At 71.7% G+C, this 20,568-nt stretch carries 20 protein-coding genes; 18 read left to right on the top strand and 2 right to left on the bottom strand.

Annotation, left to right across the window (positions count from 1 at the left end; all coding sequences use genetic code 11):
- Positions 1 to 69: 69 nt before the first annotated feature.
- The 4 genes from EV186_RS18695 (at position 70) to EV186_RS18680 (ending at position 4,620) form a co-directional block, all read left to right on the top strand.
- A complete protein-coding gene (locus EV186_RS18695; protein ID WP_243754137.1) occupies positions 70 to 1,041 on the top strand; it encodes a GlxA family transcriptional regulator in 972 nt (323 codons plus the stop codon).
- Between the two features lie 136 nt (positions 1,042 to 1,177).
- Complete coding sequence (allB, locus tag EV186_RS18690; RefSeq protein WP_133850607.1) at positions 1,178 to 2,485, top strand: allantoinase AllB; 1,308 nt, start codon at positions 1,178 to 1,180, stop codon at positions 2,483 to 2,485.
- A gap of 79 nt (positions 2,486 to 2,564) precedes the next feature.
- Positions 2,565 to 3,605, top strand: coding sequence for an allantoicase (gene alc, locus EV186_RS18685; protein ID WP_133850606.1), 1,041 nt, complete (start codon positions 2,565 to 2,567; stop codon positions 3,603 to 3,605).
- Positions 3,606 to 3,753: 148 nt separating this feature from the next.
- Positions 3,754 to 4,620, top strand: a complete 867-nt coding sequence (locus EV186_RS18680) for an aldo/keto reductase (protein WP_133850605.1) — start codon at positions 3,754 to 3,756, stop codon at positions 4,618 to 4,620.
- A gap of 4 nt (positions 4,621 to 4,624) precedes the next feature.
- Here EV186_RS18680 and EV186_RS18675 read toward each other — a convergent pair whose 3' ends face one another.
- Positions 4,625 to 5,224: a (2Fe-2S)-binding protein gene (locus EV186_RS18675; protein ID WP_243754136.1), complete on the bottom strand. Its 600-nt coding sequence runs from the start codon at positions 5,222 to 5,224 to the stop codon at positions 4,625 to 4,627.
- A 67-nt stretch (positions 5,225 to 5,291) separates the two neighbouring features.
- Here EV186_RS18675 and EV186_RS18670 point away from each other — a divergent pair, with 67 nt between their 5' ends.
- The 4 genes from EV186_RS18670 to EV186_RS18655 all read left to right on the top strand — a co-directional run bounded on the left by EV186_RS18670 (position 5,292) and on the right by EV186_RS18655 (position 10,275).
- Complete coding sequence (locus EV186_RS18670; RefSeq protein WP_133850604.1) at positions 5,292 to 6,101, top strand: SAM-dependent methyltransferase; 810 nt, start codon at positions 5,292 to 5,294, stop codon at positions 6,099 to 6,101.
- Between the two features lie 113 nt (positions 6,102 to 6,214).
- Positions 6,215 to 7,582: an ammonium transporter gene (locus EV186_RS18665; protein ID WP_208115677.1), complete on the top strand. Its 1,368-nt coding sequence runs from the start codon at positions 6,215 to 6,217 to the stop codon at positions 7,580 to 7,582.
- Positions 7,583 to 7,588: 6 nt separating this feature from the next.
- Positions 7,589 to 7,927: a P-II family nitrogen regulator gene (locus EV186_RS18660; protein ID WP_133850603.1), complete on the top strand. Its 339-nt coding sequence runs from the start codon at positions 7,589 to 7,591 to the stop codon at positions 7,925 to 7,927.
- A 2-nt stretch (positions 7,928 to 7,929) separates the two neighbouring features.
- The gene (locus EV186_RS18655; RefSeq protein ID WP_133850602.1) at positions 7,930 to 10,275 is read left to right on the top strand and encodes a [protein-PII] uridylyltransferase; all 2,346 of its coding nucleotides are present in this window, start codon (positions 7,930 to 7,932) and stop codon (positions 10,273 to 10,275) included.
- Positions 10,276 to 10,406: 131 nt separating this feature from the next.
- On the opposite strand, the gene EV186_RS18650 is transcribed toward EV186_RS18655, so the two are convergent.
- Positions 10,407 to 12,317, bottom strand: a complete 1,911-nt coding sequence (locus tag EV186_RS18650) for a hypothetical protein (protein WP_133850601.1) — start codon at positions 12,315 to 12,317, stop codon at positions 10,407 to 10,409.
- A 180-nt stretch (positions 12,318 to 12,497) separates the two neighbouring features.
- Between EV186_RS18650 and ffh the strand changes: the two genes are divergently transcribed.
- The 10 genes from ffh to lepB all read left to right on the top strand — a co-directional run bounded on the left by ffh (position 12,498) and on the right by lepB (position 20,451).
- A complete protein-coding gene (ffh, locus tag EV186_RS18645; RefSeq protein ID WP_133850600.1) occupies positions 12,498 to 14,048 on the top strand; it encodes a signal recognition particle protein in 1,551 nt (516 codons plus the stop codon).
- On the top strand, positions 14,045 to 15,130 hold the full coding sequence (locus tag EV186_RS18640) for an amidohydrolase family protein (RefSeq protein ID WP_208115676.1): 1,086 nt from the start codon (positions 14,045 to 14,047) through the stop codon (positions 15,128 to 15,130). The genes ffh and EV186_RS18640 overlap by 4 nt, the downstream gene beginning before the upstream one ends.
- Positions 15,131 to 15,183: 53 nt before the next feature.
- Positions 15,184 to 16,014, top strand: a complete 831-nt coding sequence (locus EV186_RS18635) for a CPBP family intramembrane glutamic endopeptidase (protein ID WP_133850599.1) — start codon at positions 15,184 to 15,186, stop codon at positions 16,012 to 16,014.
- A complete protein-coding gene (locus EV186_RS18630) occupies positions 16,011 to 16,775 on the top strand; it encodes a LamB/YcsF family protein (protein WP_133850598.1) in 765 nt (254 codons plus the stop codon). Before EV186_RS18635 ends, EV186_RS18630 begins: the two co-directional genes overlap by 4 nt.
- Positions 16,776 to 16,907: 132 nt before the next feature.
- A complete protein-coding gene (gene rpsP / locus EV186_RS18625; protein ID WP_133850597.1) occupies positions 16,908 to 17,393 on the top strand; it encodes a 30S ribosomal protein S16 in 486 nt (161 codons plus the stop codon).
- The gene (locus EV186_RS18620; protein WP_133850596.1) at positions 17,390 to 17,629 is read left to right on the top strand and encodes an RNA-binding protein; all 240 of its coding nucleotides are present in this window, start codon (positions 17,390 to 17,392) and stop codon (positions 17,627 to 17,629) included. Before rpsP ends, EV186_RS18620 begins: the two co-directional genes overlap by 4 nt.
- Positions 17,630 to 18,148 (top strand): ribosome maturation factor RimM, encoded by a 519-nt coding sequence (gene rimM, locus EV186_RS18615; RefSeq protein WP_133850595.1) that lies wholly within the window; start codon positions 17,630 to 17,632, stop codon positions 18,146 to 18,148.
- Positions 18,149 to 18,158: 10 nt separating this feature from the next.
- A complete protein-coding gene (gene trmD / locus EV186_RS18610) occupies positions 18,159 to 18,902 on the top strand; it encodes a tRNA (guanosine(37)-N1)-methyltransferase TrmD (RefSeq protein ID WP_133850594.1) in 744 nt (247 codons plus the stop codon).
- A 167-nt stretch (positions 18,903 to 19,069) separates the two neighbouring features.
- On the top strand, positions 19,070 to 19,429 hold the full coding sequence (rplS, locus tag EV186_RS18605; protein WP_133850593.1) for a 50S ribosomal protein L19: 360 nt from the start codon (positions 19,070 to 19,072) through the stop codon (positions 19,427 to 19,429).
- 35 nt (positions 19,430 to 19,464) lie between these two features.
- Complete coding sequence (gene lepB, locus EV186_RS18600) at positions 19,465 to 20,451, top strand: signal peptidase I (protein ID WP_133850592.1); 987 nt, start codon at positions 19,465 to 19,467, stop codon at positions 20,449 to 20,451.
- Positions 20,452 to 20,568: the final 117 nt, after the last annotated feature.

Below are 20,568 nucleotides of genomic sequence, written 5' to 3'. Positions count from 1 at the left end.
GCCTTCACCGTCGCAGCGCGGGCACCGCGTCGCCGCTGGCTCGAAGACAACATGTGTCAAAATCGGGCCATGACCCATCGTGTGGTGGTGTTGGCCCGGACCGGGGTGCTGCCGCTGGAGCTCGGCCTCGTGCACCAGGTCTTCGCGGCGGCTGGGGACTGCTACGAGGTGCTGACCTGCGCGCTCGAGCCCGGGCCGGTGCCGGCCGAAGCGGACTTCGAGATCCTGGTCAAGCACGGCCCGGAGCTGTTGGAGACGGCGGACACGGTGATCGTCCCGGCGTCGCACCTGGAGAAGGACGAAGGCCTGACGACGCCGTTGCGTGGTCCGCTGGCCGACGCGCTCGCCCGGATCCGGCCGGGCACCCGCGTCGCGTCCATCTGCACGGGCGCGTTCGTGTTGGCGGCCGCGGGCTTCCTGGACGGCCGCTCGGCGACGACGCACTGGAACGCGGCGGCGGCGTTCCGCCGGGCCTTCCCGCACGTGCGACTCGATCCGGACGTCCTCTACACCGACGACGGCGACGTGCTGACGTCGGCGGGCGAGGCGGCGGGGATCGACCTGTGCCTGCACCTGATCCGCCGCGACCACGGCGCCGCGGTGGCCACGAAGGCGGCCCGGATGGTCGTCGTGCCGCCACACCGCGAGGGCGGCCAGGCCCAGTTCATCGAACGGCCGGTGCCCGCCTCGCCCAGTGCCTCGACCGGCCCGGTGCGGGAGTGGCTGCTGGCCAACCTCGACCGCCAGGTCGACCTCGACGACCTCGCCGGGCGGGCGGCGATGAGCAAACGCACCTTCACCCGCCGGTTCCGCGAGGAAACCGGCCTCTCGCCGCTGCACTGGATCAACCAGCAACGCCTGGCCCATGCCCGTCACCTGCTGGAATCCACTGACCTGCCCGTGGATCGCGTCGCCGAGCAAGCGGGCTTCGGCACTGGCGGCTCCCTGCGCCTGCACCTGCGCGCCGCCGTCGGCCGCTCGCCCAGCGCCTACCGCGCCACCTTCCGAGGCACACCCGCCCCACCCATTCATGAGTCATGAATACGGCCCTCTCGCCCGCAGACCTCCTGGTCAACCGACATCTGCTCTCGGCTTTCGGCGGGATTTAGCGGGCTGATTCCCGTGGGGCGTGCTGGGGAGGCGCTTGGGAGGGTGTTGGGCCGGTAGGTTCGGCCGGGTGGAGCGGGTGTTTCGAGCGCGCAGGGCAGTGGTCGACGACGTGGAGCGGGCGTGCAGCGTCGTCGTGCGGGACGGGCGGATCGCGGCCGTCGAGGACTACGGCGAGCCGGGGCCGGACGACATCGCGCTCGGCGACGACGTCGTGCTGCTGCCCGGCCTCGTCGACACGCACGTGCACGTCAACGAGCCCGGCCGCACCGAATGGGAAGGCTTCGCCACCGCCACCCGCGCGGCCGCCGCCGGGGGCGTGACGACGCTGCTCGACATGCCGCTCAACAGCATTCCGCCGACCACCGACGTCGCGGCCCTGCAGGCCAAGCAGGCCGCGGCACGAGACCAGGTGCACGTGGACGTCGGCTTCTGGGGCGGCGCCGTGCCGGGCAACGCCGCGGACCTGCCGCGGCTGCACGCGGCCGGGGTCTTCGGGTTCAAGTGCTTCACGCTGCACTCCGGCGTCGACGAGTTCGGCTGCCTGGACGACGCCGGGCTCGACCAGGCGCTCGAGGTGATCGCCGGGTTCGGCGGGACGCTGATCGTGCACGCCGAGGACGCCGGGTCCATCGGCGCGCCGCACGGCCTGCGCTACGCCGACTTCGTCGCGTCGCGGCCGCCGGCGGCCGAGACCACCGCCATCGCACGGGTGCTGGAAGCGGCCGAGAAGGCCCGCGCCCGCGTGCACATCCTCCATCTGTCCACTGCGGACGGTCTGGCCCTGATCGCCGAGGGCCGCCGACGGGGGGTCCAGGTCACCGCGGAGACCTGCCCGCACTACCTCTGCCTCGCCGCCGAGGACGTCCCGGACGGGGCGACCCGGTTCAAGTGCTGCCCGCCGATCCGCGACAAGTCCAACCAGGACCGGCTCTGGGCGGGCCTGCGCGACGGGGTGGTCGACTGCGTGGTCTCCGACCACTCGCCCGCCACGCGTGAGCTGAAGAACACCGGCGACTTCGGCACGGCCTGGGGCGGAATAGCGGGCGTGCAGGTCGGGTTGTCGGCCATGTGGACACAGGCGACGGCTCGGGGCATCCCGCTCGCCGACGTGGTGCGGTGGATGGCGCGACGGCCGGCAGAGCTGGTCGGTCTGCGGCACAAGGGCCGCATCGCGCCGGGGTTCGACGCGGACCTGTGCGTGTTCGACCCGGACGCCGAGTTCACGGTGGACGCGGCGCGGCTGCACCACCGCAACCCGGTCACGGCGTACGACGGGCTCGCGTTGCGCGGCCTGGTGCGGTCGACCTGGCTTCGTGGCGACGAGGTCACCGGCGATCACCCACGCGGCCGCCTGCTCACCCGGGAGGACAGATGACGGCAGGGTCAAGCCGAGGCGCTGCCAACCGCACCTCAACCTGCACAACCGGCGGAGAAGACTCCGGGGAGGCGGGACAGTGACCGCGGAACCGGACTGGGTACTGCTGCCTGATCTCGCGTCGCGGGCCGTGGGTGGCGGTGTGCCGTGGGCCAACGACGAGTTCTTCGCCGTGCGGGAGAACCTGGTCACCGCGGCGCCACCACAGTTCCAGCCCAGCACGTTCGGCGCCAAGGGACAGGTCTACGACGGCTGGGAAACCCGGCGCAGGCGCATCGACCGCGACGGCGCCGACGAGGCCATCGTCCGGTTGGGGCTGCCCGGCGTGATCAGCGGCGTGGTGGTCGACACGGCGTTCTTCACCGGCAACTACCCGCCCGAGGTGTCCGTCCAGGCCGTCGGCGTCGACGGTTACCCGAGCCCGGACGAGTTGTGTGCGCTCGACTGGGTGGACCTCGTGCCCCGCTCGCCGGTGAGCGGTGACACCCGGACGTTGTTCGACGTGCTGTCGGACCGGCGGTTCACCCACGTGCGCCTGCGCCAGCACCCCGACGGCGGCGTCGCGCGGCTGCGGGTGCACGGCACGCCGGTTCCCGATCCCCGGGTGATCGACCGGACTTGGCTCGACCTCGCCGCGCTGGCCAACGGCGGGATGATCAGCGGCTGTAGCAACTGGTTCTACTCGTCACCGGCCAACCTGATCTCGCCTGGCCTCGCCGCGGTCATGGGCGACGGGTGGGAGACCGCACGCCGCCGTGACGACGGCAACGACTGGGTGCAGGTCCGGTTGGCCGGCCACGGTGTGGTGCACCTCGCCGAGCTGGACACCAGTCACTTCAAGGGAAACGCGCCGGGCTGGGTGACGTTGACCGGTCTGCGTGCCGACGGTGAGGTGGAGTTGTTGCCCCGCACCAGGTTGCAGCCCGACACGTGTCACAAGTTCCGGCTGGAACCCGGGGCGGACGTCGCCGAGGTGCGCATGGACATCCTCCCCGACGGCGGCATGGCCCGCCTGCGGCTGTGGGGCAGCCTCACCGACGCGGGCGCCGACGACCTGGTCGACCGGTTCACCGATTCCTTGCCACCCGGACAGAACGCGGCACCCGGCTGGGTGCGGTGAGGCCGGCCGGAGCGCGCCGCATACCCCCAGCACGCGGCGCCCGTCCGGCCGGTCCTCATGGCCACACCTGAACGGATGCCGAGCGGCCCACCACAGTTACAGCGAACCCGAAAAAGTTTCCGAGGATCGAAAGAAAGCAGTGCAGGACATGACTTCTGAGACCAAGACGGCACCCGGCGGCACGTTCGCCCTCGGCGGGGACCTGACGGTGAACCGCCTCGGGTACGGCGCCATGCGGATCGTGGGCAAGGGCGTCTGGGGGCCGCCGGAGGACCACGACCGCGTGCTCGCCGTGCTGCGCGAGGCCGTGGCGCGCGGGGTCAACTTCATCGACACCGCCGACTCCTACGGCCCCTTCTACAGCGAGGAGCTGATCAAGGAGGCGCTGCACCCCTACCCCGAGGACCTGGTCATCGCCACCAAGGGCGGCTTCGTGCGGACCGGGCCCGACGAGTGGACGATGCTCGGCAAGCCCGCCTACCTGCGCCAGCAGGTCGAGACCAGCCTGCGCAGGCTGGGCGTGGAGCGCATCGACTTGTACCAGCTGCACCGGGTCGACCCGGACTACCCGCTGGCCGACCAGGTCGGGGAGCTCAAGGCGCTGCGCGACGAGGGCAAGATCCGGCACATCGGACTGTCCGAAGTGGACGTCGAGACGCTCGAGGAAGCCCGCGAGACGGTCGAGATCGTGTCGGTGCAGAACATGTACAACGTGGCCAGCCGGGCCAGCGAGGCCGTGCTCGACCACGCCGAGGCCAACGGTATCGGCTTCATCCCGTGGTTCCCGGTCGGCGTCGGCAAGCTGGCGCGCCCGGGCGGCGTGCTGGACGACATCGCCAAGGAAACCGGCGCGACGCCCGCGCAGCTGGCGCTGGCCTGGCTGCTGCGCCGCTCCCCGGTCATGCTGCCGATCCCCGGCACCAGCTCGCCGGAGCACCTCGCCGAGAACATGGCGGCGGCCGAGATCGAGCTGACCGACGAGCAGTTCGAGGCCATCGCCAAGGCCGCCGAGTAGTCGGCTATCCGCCTTGCAGCCTGCGGCGGCGCTCCTCGGGGCGCTGCCGCGGGCAGCTGGCGCACTTGGCGTTGCCGGGCGTGAGGTAGATCAAGCAGCACGACGCGCGGCGCACGACCGTCCGCCCGCCCACCTCGACCCAGCGTGGCGCCGGCAAGGCGGGTCCGACGGCCCGCGCCAGCTCAGAGGTCAGCGCCTCGGACGCGCCCGCCCACAACATCCGGTTGGCCAGCGAGTCGGTCGCGATGGCCCACAACGCGCGGGCCCGCGCCCCCGAGAGCCGCGCCACCGCGTCGATCGCCACGCCCAGCGCGTCGGCGAGCAACGGCCCGAGCACGGTCACGCCGTCACCGGCCACCCGGGTGGAGCGCGCGTCGAGCACCCGGCCGTCCGGGTGAACGTAGAGCGTGCAGTGGGCCGGCCCGGGGTCGACCGCGACCCCCGTGCGGACCAGGGGATCGACGCACGCGCCGAGCAGCACCGAACTCACCGAGTACCACCAGAGGACACCACGTACCTCCTGGTCACCCGTGCGGTAGAGGGTGCCGGTGGCGGCGAGCTGGGCGCTCAGCCACGCGTCGTCGGTGACGGCGGCGGCTGGCACGGCGATGAGGGTGTCGATAGGTCCATTATGGTGGCCCTCTTCCAGTTCAGGGAGAAAGGCGCGGGGGATGACCGACACGGCGTGGCCCGGTGAGGGGATCGACCCGGAACGGGCGAGCGCCGCGCGGATCTACGACTACATCCTCGGCGGGGGCCACAACTTCGCCGTCGACCGCGACATGGCCGAGCAGGTGCTGGACGTCAACCCGGACACGCGCCGGCACGTGCAGCAGAACCGGGCGTTCCTGCGCCGGGCCGTGTTGTTCATGATGCAGCAGGGGATCCGGCAGTTCCTCGACCTCGGTTCGGGCATCCCGACGGTGGGCAACGTGCACGAGATCGCACAGGCGGCCGATCCCAGGTGCCGGGTGGTTTACGTGGACATCGACCCGGTGGCGGTCGCGCACAGCGAGATGCTGCTCGCCGACAACCCGAACGCGGCGATCATCCGGGCCGACGTCGCCCGCCCGGACCTGGTGCTGCGCTCGCCGGTGACCCGGCGCCTGCTGGACTTCGCGCGGCCGGTCGGCCTGCTCGCGCTCACCATCGGCCACTACCTCGCTCCGGCGCAGCAGCCGTTCGGGATCTTCGCCGCCTACCGCGACCAGCTCGCGCCCGGCAGCCACCTGGCGGTCAGCCACGTGACCAACGAGCTGACCGGCAACCGCGCGGACATCGTCGCCGAGATGATGCGCAAGGCCAAGTCCAACAGCGTGTTCCCGCGCAACCGCGACGAGGTGCTGCGCTTCTTCGACGGGTACCAGCTGGTCGAACCCGGTCTGGTCACCACATCGCGCTGGCGCCCCGAGCTGCCCGAGGAACGGTTGGGCGACGCCGGGGCCGACGGCCAGTACGCCGGGGTGGCCCGCAAACCCTGAAACCCGGACGTAACACGCCCAGGTGCGGAGTTCACCGGCCCGAAACGTGCGACGCGATCCCGCGAAACAGGTCTTTCCGAGGCTTGCGGCATCCAAGGAGCGCGGGAGGAACTGTGAACGCGGGAGATACCGCTTGGGTGCTTGCGAGCGCCGCGCTGGTCATGCTCATGACGCCGGGCCTGGCGTTTTTCTACGGCGGCATGGTGCGCGCCAAGAGCACCCTCAACATGCTCATGATGAGTTTCATCGCGCTCGCCGTGGTGTCGGTGCTGTGGGTGCTGTTCGGTTACAGCATCGCGTTCGGCAACGACGTCGGCGGCCTGTTCGGCGGCTTCGACTTCGCCGGGCTCAAGAACACGGTCGGGACGTTGGTCGGCGCGGCGGCCGAGGATGTGACGAAGCCGTGGGAGGGCCACCAGATCCCGGCGCTCTCGTTCGTCGTGTTCCAGCTGATGTTCGCGATCATCACGCCCGCCCTGATCTCGGGCGCGATCGCCGATCGCGCCAAGTTCTGGGCGTGGACGCTGTTCGTCGCGGTCTGGGTGACGATCGTGTACTTCCCGGTGGCGCACTGGGTGTTCGCCTTCGACGGGTTCACCGGTGCGGACTTCACCGGCGGCTGGATCGCCAACAAGCTGCACGCGCTGGACTTCGCCGGTGGCACCGCGGTGCACATCAACGCCGGTGCCGCGGGACTCGCCCTGGCGATCGTGCTCGGCAAGCGCCGTGGCTGGCCACGCGAGCCCATGCGCCCGCACAACCTGCCGTTCGTGCTGCTGGGCGCCGGGTTGCTGTGGTTCGGCTGGTACGGCTTCAACGCGGGCTCGGCGCTCGGCGCGAGCGACCTGGCCGGGGTCGCGTTCATCAACACCACCGCGGCCACCGCGGCGGCCGTGCTCGGCTGGCTGCTGGTCGAGCAGCTGCGTGACGGTCGGCCGACCACCCTCGGCGCCGCGTCCGGTGCCGTGGCCGGGCTCGTCGCCATCACCCCGGCGTGTGCTTTCGTCAGCCCGCTCGGCGCGCTCGCGATCGGCATCATCGCCGGTGCGGTGTGCGCGCTCGCGGTCAGCCTGAAGTACAAGCTGGGCTTCGACGACTCGCTGGACGTGGTCGGCGTGCACCTGGTCGGCGGCATCGTCGGCACCGTGCTGATCGGCTTCTTCGGCACGACGGCGTGGAACTCCGCGGGCGCCGACGGCCTGTTGTACGGCGGCGGGTTCGACCAGCTCTGGCGCCAGGCGGTCGCGGCGGGGGCCGTGCTCGGCTACTCGTTCGTGGTGACGCTGCTGATCGGCCTGGCGATCAAGTTCACCATCGGCTTCCGCGCCGATGCCGACGCGGAGGTCGGCGGCATCGACGAGGACCAGCACGCGGAGAGCGCGTACGAGTTCACCGGCTTGCGCGGTGGCGGATCGAGCATCGGGCGCAACGCGGATGCCTTGGCAGGCAAGGTTCCCGCACGCATCGGCGAGGAAGGCTGACGACCAATGAAGCTGGTCACCGCGATCATCAAGCCGTTTACCCTCGACGAGGTGAAGGCGGCGCTGGAACAACTCGGCGTGCTCGGCATGACCGTGTCCGAGGTGCAGGGCTACGGACGGCAGAAGGGCCACACGGAGGTCTACCGGGGCGCGGAGTACTCGGTGGACTTCGTGCCGAAGATCCGGGTCGAGGTGCTGGTCGACGACGCGGCCGGGGACAAGGTCGTCGACGCCATCGTGTCGGCCGCGCGCACCGGCAAGATCGGCGACGGCAAGGTCTGGGTCACGCCGGTGGACACCGTGGTCAGAGTGCGCACCGGAGAACGCGGCACGGACGCGTTGTAGGCGTGCAGGAATCCGCGCTGGACCTGGTGCAGGCCAGGGACCGGCTGCTCGGGAGCGGTCAGCTGCCTCCCCGCGTGCTGCGGGAGGCGCTGGCCGATCTGCACGAGTTCTGGCTGACGGCGCAGGCCGCGCACGCCGGGATCGACACGGCCGTGCACGGCGTCGCCCTGGTGGCACTCGGCGGCCTCGGCCGGCGCGAGCTGGTGCCGCACTCGGACCTGGACCTGCTGCTGGTGCACGACAAGGTGGAGGGCGTCGACCAGGCTGCCGAACTGCTCTGGTACCCGCTGTGGAACGCCCGGATCGGCCTGGACCACGCGGTGCGCACGGTCGCCGAGGCGGTCGAGGTCGCCGCGTTCGACCTGCGGGTCGCCGTGGGGCTGCTCGACGCGCGGCACCTCGCGGGGGACGGCGACCTCACCGGCCGGCTGATCGGGGCGGCGCGTCAGCGGTGGCGCGCGGGCGTGCGGGCACGGGCGGCAGAGCTCGTCGAGTCCGCGCGGCAGCGGTGGCGCCGGGCGGGGGAGGTGGCCCACGTCGTCGAGCCGGATCTCAAGCACGGCAAGGGCGGGCTGCGCGACATCGGGCTGCTGACCGCGCTCGCCGACGGTCAGCTGGTGGACCGGCCGAGCGCGGAAGTGCGCCAAGCCCACGAGTTGTTGTTGAACACCAGGACCGAGCTGCGCCGGCTCACCGGCCGCGCGGTCGACGTGGTGCGCCCGCAGGACGGTGACGAGGTCGCGGCCGCGCTGGGCCTCGCCGACCGGTTCGAGTTGTCCAGGGCGTTGTCCGGGGCCGGGCGCACGGTGTCCTACGCGCTCGAGGTCGCGATGCGGGACGCGTCGGCGCAACGCCGCGGGTTCGGGGTGCTGCGCCGGAAACCGGACCGCAGGCCGCTCGCCGAGGGCGTCGTGCTGGCCGACGGCGAGGTCGCGCTCGCCCGCGACGCCGACCCCTCGCGGGATCCCGGCCTGTTGCTGCGGGTCGCCGCCGCCGCGGCGAAGGTGCGTGCGCCGATCGCGCCCGGTGCGCTGTCCACCCTGGCCGACACGGCACAGGAGCCGCGGGCGCCGTGGTCGGCGGCGCTGCGCCAGGACCTGGTGGCCATGCTGGGTGCGGGCGAGGGGCTCATCGACGTCGTGGAAGCGTTGGAGCGGACGGGTTTGTGGGCCCGCCTGGTGCCCGAGTGGGGCGCGGTGCGCGACCTGCCGCCCCGCGACGCCGCGCACGTCTGGACGGTGGACCGGCACCTGATCCGGGCCACGGCCAACGCGGCCAAGCTGGTGACCTCGGTGGCCCGCCCGGACCTGTTGCTGCTCGGCGCGTTGCTGCACGACATCGGCAAGGGCCGCGACGAGGACCACTCGGTCGTCGGGGCGGCGCTGGCCGAGCAGGTGGGCACCCGGCTCGGCCTGTCCAAGTCCGATGTGGACACCCTGCAAGCCATGGTGCGCCACCACTTGCTGCTCCCGCACACCGCGACCCGCCGCGACGTCGAGGAGCCCGCGACCGTGCAACGGGTGGCCGAGACCCTGGGCGGGGACGTCCGGTTGCTGGAACTGCTGCACGCCCTCACCGAGGCCGACTCGCTGGCGACCGGGCCGGGGGCGTGGACGCCGTGGAAGGCGTCGCTGGTCGCCGACCTGGTCCGCCGGTGCGCGCAGGCGATGGCGGGCGAGCACGCGCCCGGACCGGAACCACTCGATCCGTCGCAGCGGGAGCTGGCCGAACGCGTTGCCGCGTCGGGTCAGCCGGACGTGCTCGTGGCCACGAACGACACGGGCGACACCGAAGGCGCCTTGGCCACGGTCACGCTCGGCGCTCCCGACCGGCCGGGCCTGCTGTCCTTGGCCGCCGGAGTGCTCGCGCTGAACGCGTTGGAGGTGCACGCGGCGACCGCGCTCGGCGAGCGCGGGGTCGCGGTGCTGGTGCTCACGGCGTCGCCGCGGTTCGGGTCGCTGCCCGACGCGGCCTTGCTGCGTGAGCAGTTCCGCCGCGCCCTCGGTGGAACCCTCGAGCTGGCCGACAAACTGGCCGCCAAGGAGCGCGACTACCGCACCGCGCCGTTCGACCCGCCCGCCCCCCGCGTGCGCTGGTTCGACAACGAGGCGGACGGCGGTGTGGTGCTCGAATTGCGGTGCGCGGACCGGATCGGGTTGCTGCACAGCATCGCCACGGCGCTGGAGCGCTGCGACGTCGACCTGTGGTGGGCGCGCGCGGCGACGATGGGCGGCACGGCGATCGACTCGTTCTGCCTCGGCGACGAACCCCGCTCGGGGGCCGCCGACCCGGACCGCCGCGCCGCGATCGAGGCCGCTGTCCTCGCCGCCGCGGCCGATACCGGGTAGTTCTACTCAACCCGATCGGGGGGAAACCCGGTGTCGCCGGGATCCGCCGGACGGCAGAGTTGTTCTCGCGACACCGGACCGGGCCTGCTTATTGGGGGTTTGGCCCGTGCCGGGCCGCGCAATCCAGGTCGCTACTCCTGGGGCAGCGGCTGCGCCGGTTCCGCACGACGGTGGCGGAACCGGCGTCCCGCGGTCGCCGCGATCCCGGCGCACGCGACGCCGCAACCCAGCGCGATCGCCGTCACCGGGCCGAGCCCGATCGGCGGGTCACCCTCGAGCGTGAGGACCCCCGCGCACTGGGCGCCGATCACCGCCACGAGCGCGGCCGCGGCGGCCAAAGGCGCCGCAGGGCGGCGCGCCAACGTCGTGGCGAACACCGCGGCCAGCACGAGCAGCAAGGCCACCCCAGCCAGCAACCACCCGGCACCCTCCCCGACCACCCGCGGGTACGGGATGCTCGTCGGCGCGAGCGGCGCCATGACCACTTCGATGCCGTACTGCGCGGGCGCGATGGAAAGCCCGGCTGCCAACGCGATCAGCACGACCATCGCGAACCCGGCGGCCGCCAGCACGACCGCGCCGGCCGCCTGCGCCGCCGCGAGCAACCGCCCCCGCACGGCGAAGACCGCCGCGACCACACCGATCACGACCAGCGGTCCGAACTCGACCAACGCCGCCCACCCCGGCTGGCTCACGCCGGCCGCCATCCCGGTGGCGAACAAGGAATGCGCGAGCGTGCCCGCCGCGCAGAAGGCCGCCGCCGCGATCACCCCGGACCGCGGATGACGCCGTACCAACACCCACACCGCGGCACCCGCCGCGACCACTCCCACCAACGCCGCCACCACGTGACCCGCCGCGCCCGGCTGGTCCCCGGCCACCAGCCGGGACCACGGCGGCGCCAGCGCCACGGCGACCAGCACCGCTCCCGCCGGCACCGCACCGGGCGGCCCGGGTAATCGCCACGCGAGCACGACGACCCCGGCGAACACCACCAACGCCACCACACCCTCGACCCGCGCCGGCCAGCCGAGCACCGGCAGCGCCTGCACCACGCAGACCACCAAGGCGACCGCGACCGTCGCGAGCAGGAGCGGCACCCGTAATCGACCGATCGCCCACGCGACCAACGCGATGACCACGACCGCCGCCGGGACGATCAGCAGTGCTGCGCTCCCCGGCACGGGGACAATGCCGGCGATGCCGGCGATGCCGGCGATGCCGACCAAGCCCGCGGGCGGCGCGGCGAACGCCAGCGCGGCCACCAGCCCGCCCGCCGTGTCCCGCCGGCGCACCGCGATCACGAGCAGCACGGCCGACACGGCCAAGGCGAGCACCGGGATCACCGGGTGCACGCCGGGCGCCGAGGTCCCGGGCTGCCCTGCCTGCCCGGCCACCACGTCCAGCCCGATCATCGGTGACGCGCCCGCGCCGACGGCGAACGACGCGGCGACCGCGCCCGCGACGGTGGCGAACCGCGGCCACGGCCCGTCGTGCGGGGCCAGCGCGAGCAGCGTGGCGAGCACCGCGACGACCAGCATGACCACGGCCAGCGACGCGGCGTCGGGCACGTGGACGGCCAGCACCGCGGCCACGGCCGTGGGCAGCACCAGCCCGGTGCCGACCGGGCCGGCCGCGAGCCCGCTGAACGCCATGGCCACCAGCGCCACCAGCGGCAGACCGAAGCGGATGACTATGAGCAAGGTCGGCGAGGGCGGCGAGAACTCCTCGGACGCGGCGCCCACGACCGACGCGACCACCGCGACCGCGACCAGGTCGGCGCCGAACAACGCGGCGGCGGCGCCCAGCGCGCGCTCCACCGGGACGCCGAGCGGGCGCGGGCGGTCGAGGTCGGTCACGGCGGCGCCCCGCCACACCACGACCCCGTACCCGGCGAGCACCAAACCGAGCAGCAAACGCAGGAAATCGCTGGTCAACCAGGCGGAGACGAGCACGGCCGCGCCGGCCAGCAACACCGCGGCGGCAGCGGTGAACCCGATGGTGACCGGGTCGCCTTCGGGTGGAGCCGAGGCAGAGCTCATTCCTCCCCCCAAATGGTCGTCACCGATCATTCGGGCGGAAGCTGACACCTGTTACCGACCGGCCGGGCGGGTTGACGCCCACATCCACCCGACCGGACGCCTGGCCTCGGCTACCCTCGACAAAGCGGGTGCCCCTGCTCGGCCCCATGATTTCTCGACGACTGGCTGGAGTTCCGTTCCGTGTTCGACACTTTGTCCGACCGGCTCACCTCGGTCCTGCAGAACCTGCGCGGCAAGGGACGGCTGTCCGATGCCGACATCGACGCCACCGCGCGCGAGATCCGCATCGCGCTGCTCGAGGCCGATGTCGCGCTGCCCGTGGTCCGCACCTTCATCGCCAAGGTCAAGGAACGCGCCAAGGGCAGCGAGGTGTCGCAGGCGCTGAACCCGGCCCAGCAGGTCGTGAAGATCGTCAACGAGGAACTCGTCGAGATCCTCGGCGGCGAGACCCGCCGGCTCAACCTCGCGAAGAACCCGCCGTCGGTGATCATGCTCGCCGGCCTGCAGGGTTCCGGTAAGACGACGCTGGCCGGCAAGCTCGCGCGCTGGCTCGTCGGCCAGGGCCACCGGCCGCTGCTCGTGGCCTGCGACCTGCAGCGCCCCAACGCGGTCACGCAGCTGCAGGTCGTCGGTGAGCGGGCGGGCGTCGCGGTCTACGCACCCGAGCCGGGCAACGGGGTCGGCGACCCCGTCGACGTGGCCCGCCGCTCGATCGACGAGGCCAAGCACGGCCAGAACGACGTGGTCGTCGTCGACACCGCCGGTCGCCTCGGCGTCGACGAGGAGATGATGCGCCAGGCCGCGGACATCCGGGAGGCCGTCCAGCCCGACGAGGTCCTGTTCGTCGTCGACGCCATGATCGGTCAGGACGCGGTCACCACGGCCGAGGCGTTCCGCGACGGCGTCGGCTTCACCGGCGTGGTGCTGACCAAGCTCGACGGCGACGCCCGCGGTGGTGCGGCGCTGTCGGTGCGCGAGGTCACCGGCCAGCCGATCCTCTTCGCGTCCAACGGCGAGAAGCTCGAGGACTTCGACACCTTCCACCCCGACCGGATGGCCAGCCGCATCCTGGGCATGGGTGACGTGCTGACCCTGATCGAGCAGGCGGAGCAGGCCTTCGACCAGGAGCAGGCCGAGGCCGCCGCGGCCAAGGTGGCCAGCGGCGAGCTGACCTTGGAGGACTTCCTCGAGCAGATGCTCGCGGTGCGCAAGATGGGCCCGATCGGCAACCTGCTGGGCATGCTGCCCGGCGCGGGCCAGATGAAGGACGCGCTCGCCCAGGTCGACGACAAGCAGCTGGACAAGCTGCAGGCGATCATCCGCGGCATGACCCCCGCCGAGCGGGACAACCCGAAGATGATCAACGCGTCCCGGCGGCTGCGCATCGCCAAGGGGTCCGGCGTGCAGGTGCGCGACGTCAACGAGCTGGTGAACCGGTTCTTCGAGGCGCGCAAGATGATGGCGCAGATGGCCGGCCGGTTCGGCTTCGGCGGTCCGGGCCGGGTCAGCAAGACCCGCAAGGGCAAGAAGGGGAAGAAGGGGAAGGGGCGCGGTCCCACACCGCCCAAGGTGCGTGGCGGGATGCCCGGTTTCCCCGGCGGTCTGCCGCCCATGCCGACCGGCGGTGGCGGCCCGAGCCTGCCACCCGGTTTCGCCGGTGGCATGAACGACCTGCCGCCCGGCTTCGACCCGTCGAAGCTGAAGCTCCCCAAGAACCCCAAAGACAATTGAGCGGCCTGCACCTCAGGGGAGTGGTGCTCCCGGGTGACGAGGTCCGTGATCTCTGGGTGGTCAACGGCCGGGTGCGCACCACGCCCGTGCCGGGCGCGGAGACGGTCGCCGACGGCGGCTTCATCGTGCCCGGGCTCGTCGATGCCCACTGCCACATCGGCATCGGCCCCGACGGCCCGGTCGACCTCGACGCGGCGCACGAGCAGGCCGTCGTCGACCGGGACACCGGCGTCCTGCTGATCCGCGACTGTGCGTCCCCGCTGGACACCAAGCCGCTGCAGGAACGCCTCGAGCTGCCCCGGATCCTGCGCGCCGGGCGGCACATCGCCCGGCCCAAGCGCTACATCCCGCACCTCGGCGTCGAACTCGAGGACCCGTCGCTGCTGCCCGGCGCGGTCGCCGAGCAGGCGGCTGAGGGCGACGGCTGGGTGAAACTGGTCGGCGACTGGATCGACCGGTCCGCGGGCGCGGGCGCCGACCTCGCTCCACTGTGGCCGGACGAGGTGCTCGCCGAGGCGATCCAGGTGGCGCACGACGCGGGTGCGAAGGTGACCGCGCACGTGTTCGGCGAGGCCGCCCTGCCGGGTTTGCTGGCCGCCGGTATCGACTGCATCGAGCACGGCACCGGCCTGACCGACGACACCATCGCGATGATGGCGTCGGCCGGGACCGCGCTGGTGCCCACGTTGATCAACATCGAGAACTTCCCGGGCATCGCGCAGTCCGCCGACCACAAGTACCCGGTCTACGCGGCCCACATGCGTGAGCTGCACGAGGGTGTGCGGGCGACCGTGCGTTCGGCCATCGAGGCGGGCATCCCCGTCTACGCGGGCACCGACGCGGGCGGCGGGATCGCCCACGGCCGCATCGTGGATGAGATCCTTGCCTTGCGGGACACGGGAATGAGCGCCGAGGACGCGTTGGCCGCCGGGTCGTGGGCGGCGCGGCGCTGGCTCGGCTGGTCCGGCTTGGACGACGGCGCCGCGGCCGACTTGCTCGTGCTCGCCGACGATCCACGCAAGGACCTCGAAGCGTTGCGCCACCCGGAATTGATCATGCTTCGCGGAAGGCTGGTGGGCTAGCCCTTTTCGCGCCGGTTAACCTGGGCGTTCAGCCGCAGTCCCGGGAGGCGCTCGTGACCCAGCAAGGCGAGGCGTCCGAGCACTCCGCGGATTCCCCGCACGAGCCGCGATCCCCGCACGAGCCACAGCCCCCGCAGCAGTCACCATCCCCGCAGCAGCCACCGTCCTCGCGGCCGGAGAACGACGCGGAGCCGCCGCGTACGCACCGCTGGGGTTTCGGTGCCTTCCTGTTCGTTGAGGCCGTGTTCGTGCTTTCTGCGGTCTTCATCAGCGTCCTGATCGACGGCCGGCGGCACCCCATCGCGCTGACCCTCGTGGGCACGATCGTGCCCGCGGTGCTCGCCGCCGGGGTCGCGATGCTGATCACCACCCTGCGCGGCAACGGCCCGGTCAAGGACCTGCGCATCGGCTTCACCCGTGAGGACTTCCGGGTGGGCATGAAGTTCGGCGTCATCGGGCTGATCTGCACGACGGTCGCCGCCGTGATCTGGACCAGGGTCGTCGGCGAGGAGAACGCCACGTCCGCGCTCGGCTCGCTGGTCACCGACGAGCGCCTGCCGGTGTTCGCCGTGGTGGTGATGTTCCTCTACGTCTGGCTGATCGGGCCGGTGTGCGAGGAGATCATCTACCGCGGCCTGCTCTGGGGTGCGCTGGAACGGTTGCGGTGGGGCCGCTGGACGGTGCTGCTGCTGTCCACCGCCGTGTTCGCGGTCAGCCACCTCGAACCGTGGCGCACGTCGCTGCTGCTGGTCATCGGCCTGCCCATCGGCCTCGCCCGGATGTACACCGGCCGCCTCGGCAGCAGCGTGATCGCCCACCAGGCCAACAACTTCCTGCCCGCGCTGACGTACCTGCTGACGGCCCTGGGTGTGATGGCGACTTGATCGACCTCAACAGCGACCTCGGCGAGGGCTTCGGCGTCTGGCGCCTCGGCGACGACGACGCGCTGCTGGACGTGGTCACCTCCGCCAATGTCGCGTGCGGCTTCCACGCGGGCGACGCGTCGACCATGCGCGCGGTCTGCGCCGCGGCCGCCGAGCGGGGCGTGGCGATCGGCGCCCAGGTGTCCTACCGGGACCTCGCCGGGTTCGGCAGGCGGTTCATCGACGTGGACCCGGTGCAGTTGGCCGACGAGGTGCTCTACCAGATCGGCGCGTTGCAGGCCTTCGCCCGTGCCGCAGGCACCGACGTGGTCTACGTGAAGCCGCACGGCGCGCTCTACAACGCCGCGGTCCACCACGAGCGGCAGGCGGGCGCCGTCGTCGACGGCGTGCGGGCGTTCGGCGCGCTGCCCGTGCTCGGGCTGCCCGGCTCGGCGCTGCTGCGTGCGGCCGAGCGGGCCGGGCTGCCCGCCGTGCCCGAGGCGTTCGCCGACCGCGGCTACACCCCGGAGGGGACGCTCGTGCCGCGGGGCGCGGAAGGCGCCCTGCTCACCGACACCGCCGCCGTGGTCGAGCGGGCCACGCGGCTGGCCCGCGACGGCGAGATCGTCGCCGTCGACGGCACGGTCCTGCGCAGTCGCGCCAGGTCACTGTGCCTGCACGGCGACACACCCGGAGCGGTCGGCCACGCCCGCGCGGTACGGGCCGCATTGGACGGAGCGGGGGTGCCGATCGTCGCGTTCGCGGGCCGTCTGGCAGAATAGACGGCTGTCCGCCGAGGTCGGCCCCTCTCACCGTGCCCTGGCGCCCAAGAACTCGGACGCACGCATCCGTCCCCACTCGGGTCGCGCGCGCTCCACCACGAGCAACAACAGTGTCTAGGAGCACCTCTACCCGTGGCTGTCAAGATCAAGCTGCAGCGGCTCGGAAAGATCCGCGCGCCGTACTACCGCGTCATCGTCGCCGACGCGCGCACCCGCCGGTCGGGCAAGGCCATCGAGACGATCGGCAAGTACCACCCGAAGGACGAACCGAGCCTCATCGAGATCGACTCCGAGCGGGCGCAGTACTGGCTCGGTGTCGGCGCGCAGCCGACCGAGCCCGTGCAGCACCTGCTGGAGATCACCGGCGACTGGCAGAAGTTCAAGGGCCTGCCGGGTGCCGAGGGCACCCTGAAGGTCAAGGAGCCCAAGACCAGCAAGCTGGACCTCTTCAACGCCGCGCTCGCGGCCGCCGGCGAGGAGCCGACGACCGAGGCGACCACGCCGAAGAAGAAGAGCGCGCCGAAGAAGGCCGAGGCCAAGGACGACGCCAAGGCGGACGCCAAGGACGCCAAGGCTGAGGACAAGGCTGAGGACAAGGGTGCCAAGGAAGAGTCGTGAGCTTCTTGGCTGACGCACTCGAACACCTTGTGCGCGGCATCGTGGACAACCCGGACGACGTTCGCGTCGAGCTGGTGACCACGCGCCGCGGCCGCACCCTCGAGGTGCACGTGCACCCCGACGACCTCGGCAAGGTGATCGGCCGGGGCGGACGCACCGCGACCGCCCTGCGCACGGTCATGGCCGGCATCGGCGGCCGTGGGGTCCGCGTCGACGTAGTGGACACCGACCACTAGATGGAAGTTGTCGTCGGCCGCGTGGCCAAGGCGCACGGGATCCGCGGCGAGCTCGCCGTCGACCCGCGCACCGATTCGCCCGATGAGCGGTTCAAGCTCGACGCGAAGGTCATTGGCCAGCTGCGTGACGGCACTCGCAGGACGTTGACGATCGCAGCCGTCCGGCATCACACCGGACGGCTGCTCGTCACGTTCGCGGAGGTCCTCACCCGCGATGTCGCCGAGTCGCTGCGCGGGTGCCTGCTGCTCGCCGACACGGCGGACCTGCCGCCCACCGGCGACCCCGACGAGTTCTACGACCACGAGCTCGAAGGGCTCGCGGTCCGGCTCGCCGAGGGGGAGCCGATCGGCACCGTGCGTGAGATCAGCCATGCGCCGGGAGCCGACCTGCTGGTGCTCGAACTCGCCGGTGGCCGTGAAGCCCTGGTGCCCTTCGTCAAGGAGATCGTCCCCGAGGTGGACGTCGTGCGCGGGTTCGTGCGCATCGACCCGCCCGAGGGACTGCTGGACGAGGACTGAGGATCCGGCAGTGCGCATCGACGTCGTCACGATCTTCCCCGAGTACCTCGAACCGCTGCGGGCGGCGTTGCTCGGCCGCGCCATCGAGCGCGGCCTGATCGAGGTCGACGTGCACGACCTGCGCGACTGGACCCACGACGTGCACCGCTCGGTGGACGACAGCCCATACGGCGGCGGTCCCGGCATGGTGATGAAGCCGCAGATCTGGGGCGCCGCGCTGGACGAGGTCTGCGCCACGCCGGCCCGGCTGATCGTGCCGAGCCCGGCCGGACGGCCGTTCACCCAGGCCATGGCCCACGAACTGGCCGCCGAACCGCGGCTGGTCTTCGCGTGCGGCCGCTACGAGGGCATCGACCAGCGGGTGATCGACGACGCGGCCACCCGGATGCCGGTCGACGAGGTCTCGATCGGCGACTACGTGCTGATCGGCGGCGAGGTGGCCGTGCTCGTCATGGTGGAGGCGATCGTCCGGCTGCTGCCCGGCGTGCTGGGCAACCAGCTCTCCCACGAGCAGGACTCCTTCTCCGACGGCCTGCTCGAAGGCCCCAGCTACACCCGCCCGGAGGTCTGGCGCGGCCTGGCCGTGCCCGAGGTGCTGCGGTCGGGCAACCACGCGTTGATCGACCGCTGGCGTCGTGACCAGGCGCTGGCCCGGACCTACGAACGCCGCCCCGACCTGCTCGCCGCGCTGCCTGAAGACGCGCTCGACCAGCACGACCACGCGGTGCTCGACCGGTTGCGGACCGGCGGGTGACGCCCCGATTTCCGGTGTTCCGCCCGCGTCTGGCACACTGAACAGGTTGCTGCGGCCAGACGAGCGGGCCGCGCACCGCAAGCCCATCCCCACGGTTGGTCGTCGCGAGGTCTTCTTGCGCGCCCCGGGGGCCGTAGACGAAGTTCGACAACGAGGACGGATTACCGATGAACACCCTGGATGCCCTGGACGCCCAGTCGCTGCGTTCCGACGTCCCGGACTTCCGCCCGGGTGACACGCTGAAGGTTCACGTCCGCGTCATCGAGGGCTCGCGCGAGCGCGTCCAGGTGTTCCAGGGCGTGGTCATCCGTCGCCAGGGCGGCGGCATCCGCGAGACCTTCACCGTGCGGAAGATCTCGTTCGGCGTCGGCGTCGAGCGCACCTTCCCGGTGCACTCCCCGAACATCGCCCGCATCGAGGTCGCCAAGCGCGGTGACGTGCGCCGGGCGAAGCTGTACTACCTGCGCGAGCTGCGTGGCAAGGCCGCCAAGATCAAGGAAAAGCGCGAGACCACGCCCGCGTCCTGACCGGCGTCCCACACCAGTTGCCGTAATCTGGTTACGTGGTCAACCCTGTGCACTCCGCAGCGTCCGAGGATGATCCCGACCGCATCGGCGAAAGCGTATCGGTACCTGAGGTGGAAACGGCGGAGTCGGTAGAAACCGACGATTCCGCCGAGGCCTCGCCCGCCGTCGGGGCTCATCGGAAAAAGAAGAAGCCGCGGTCGTTTTGGAAGGAACTGCCGATCCTCATCGGGGTCGCGCTGTTGCTCACCTTCCTGATCCAGCAGTTCCTCGCGCGGGTCTACGTGATCCCGTCCGAGTCGATGGAGCAGACGCTGCACGGCTGCGCCGGGTGCTTCGGTGACCGCGTGCTCGTGGACAAGCTGACCTACGACTTCGGCGATCCCGAGCCTGGTGACGTCATCGTCTTCAAGGGCCCGGACACCTGGACCGAGAACGACTTCATCGCGCCGCGGTCGGACAACTTCTTCGTGCGGGGTCTGCAGGCGGTCGGTTCGGTCGTCGGCTTGGCGCCACCCGACGAGCGCGACTTCGTGAAACGCGTCATCGCCGGCCCCGGCCAGACGGTGAAGTGCTGCGACGCGAACAATCACGTGCTCGTCGACGGAAAACCGTTGAACGAGCCCTATATCTATTGGAACGGCGGTCCGCCGATCCAAGAATCCTTCCCCGAGGTAAAAGTGCCGGATGGCACCTTGTGGGTGATGGGCGACAATCGCAACGATTCGTCCGATTCGCGTTATCAGGGTCGCGTCAGCGATACCCAGGGAAACGTGAATGGCGTGGTGCCGATCGACCACGTGATCGGCAAGGCACGGCTCATCGTGCTGCCGCCGGGGCGTTGGGGCACGGTGGACGCCCAGAACCCGCAGGAGCAGGCGTCGGCGATGGGTGCGCCCGCCTGGCAGCAGGGCGCGCCGTTGGGCGCGGGTCTGGCCCTGGCGTTCCCGACGCTGTGGTTGGGACGGCGGGCCAAGGGTTTCGTTGTGGCCAAGTGGCCCCGAAGAAAGCGTGACGAAGGCTAGTTCGTGTCCGGAGACGTGCGGCAAGCTACCCGGTCGCGGCGTCCCAGGGCTTCGGCCGGGCGCCGTGCCGGATCCGCCACGGCTCGGGTTGGTCCGCCGCTGGTCGAGCCGCCGCCG

The sequence above is a fragment of the Labedaea rhizosphaerae genome, from assembly GCF_004362825.1.
Classification (GTDB): Bacteria; Actinomycetota; Actinomycetes; order Mycobacteriales; family Pseudonocardiaceae; genus Labedaea; species Labedaea rhizosphaerae.
This window is presented reverse-complemented; position numbering and strand designations above follow the sequence as displayed.

What these genes read in the sequence shown, in the direction of transcription:
- EV186_RS18695 (WP_243754137.1), top strand. Translation starts at nt 70, where the DNA reads ATGACCCATCGTGTGGTGGTGTTGGCCCGGACCGGGGTGCTGCCGCTG.
- EV186_RS18680 (WP_133850605.1), top strand. Translation starts at nt 3,754, where the DNA reads ATGACTTCTGAGACCAAGACGGCACCCGGCGGCACGTTCGCCCTCGGC.
- EV186_RS18670 (WP_133850604.1), top strand. Translation starts at nt 5,292, where the DNA reads ATGACCGACACGGCGTGGCCCGGTGAGGGGATCGACCCGGAACGGGCG.
- EV186_RS18660 (WP_133850603.1), top strand. Translation starts at nt 7,589, where the DNA reads ATGAAGCTGGTCACCGCGATCATCAAGCCGTTTACCCTCGACGAGGTG.
- EV186_RS18650 (WP_133850601.1), bottom strand. Translation starts at nt 12,317, where the DNA reads ATGAGCTCTGCCTCGGCTCCACCCGAAGGCGACCCGGTCACCATCGGG.
- rimM (WP_133850595.1), top strand. Translation starts at nt 17,630, where the DNA reads ATGGAAGTTGTCGTCGGCCGCGTGGCCAAGGCGCACGGGATCCGCGGC.
- rplS (WP_133850593.1), top strand. Translation starts at nt 19,070, where the DNA reads ATGAACACCCTGGATGCCCTGGACGCCCAGTCGCTGCGTTCCGACGTC.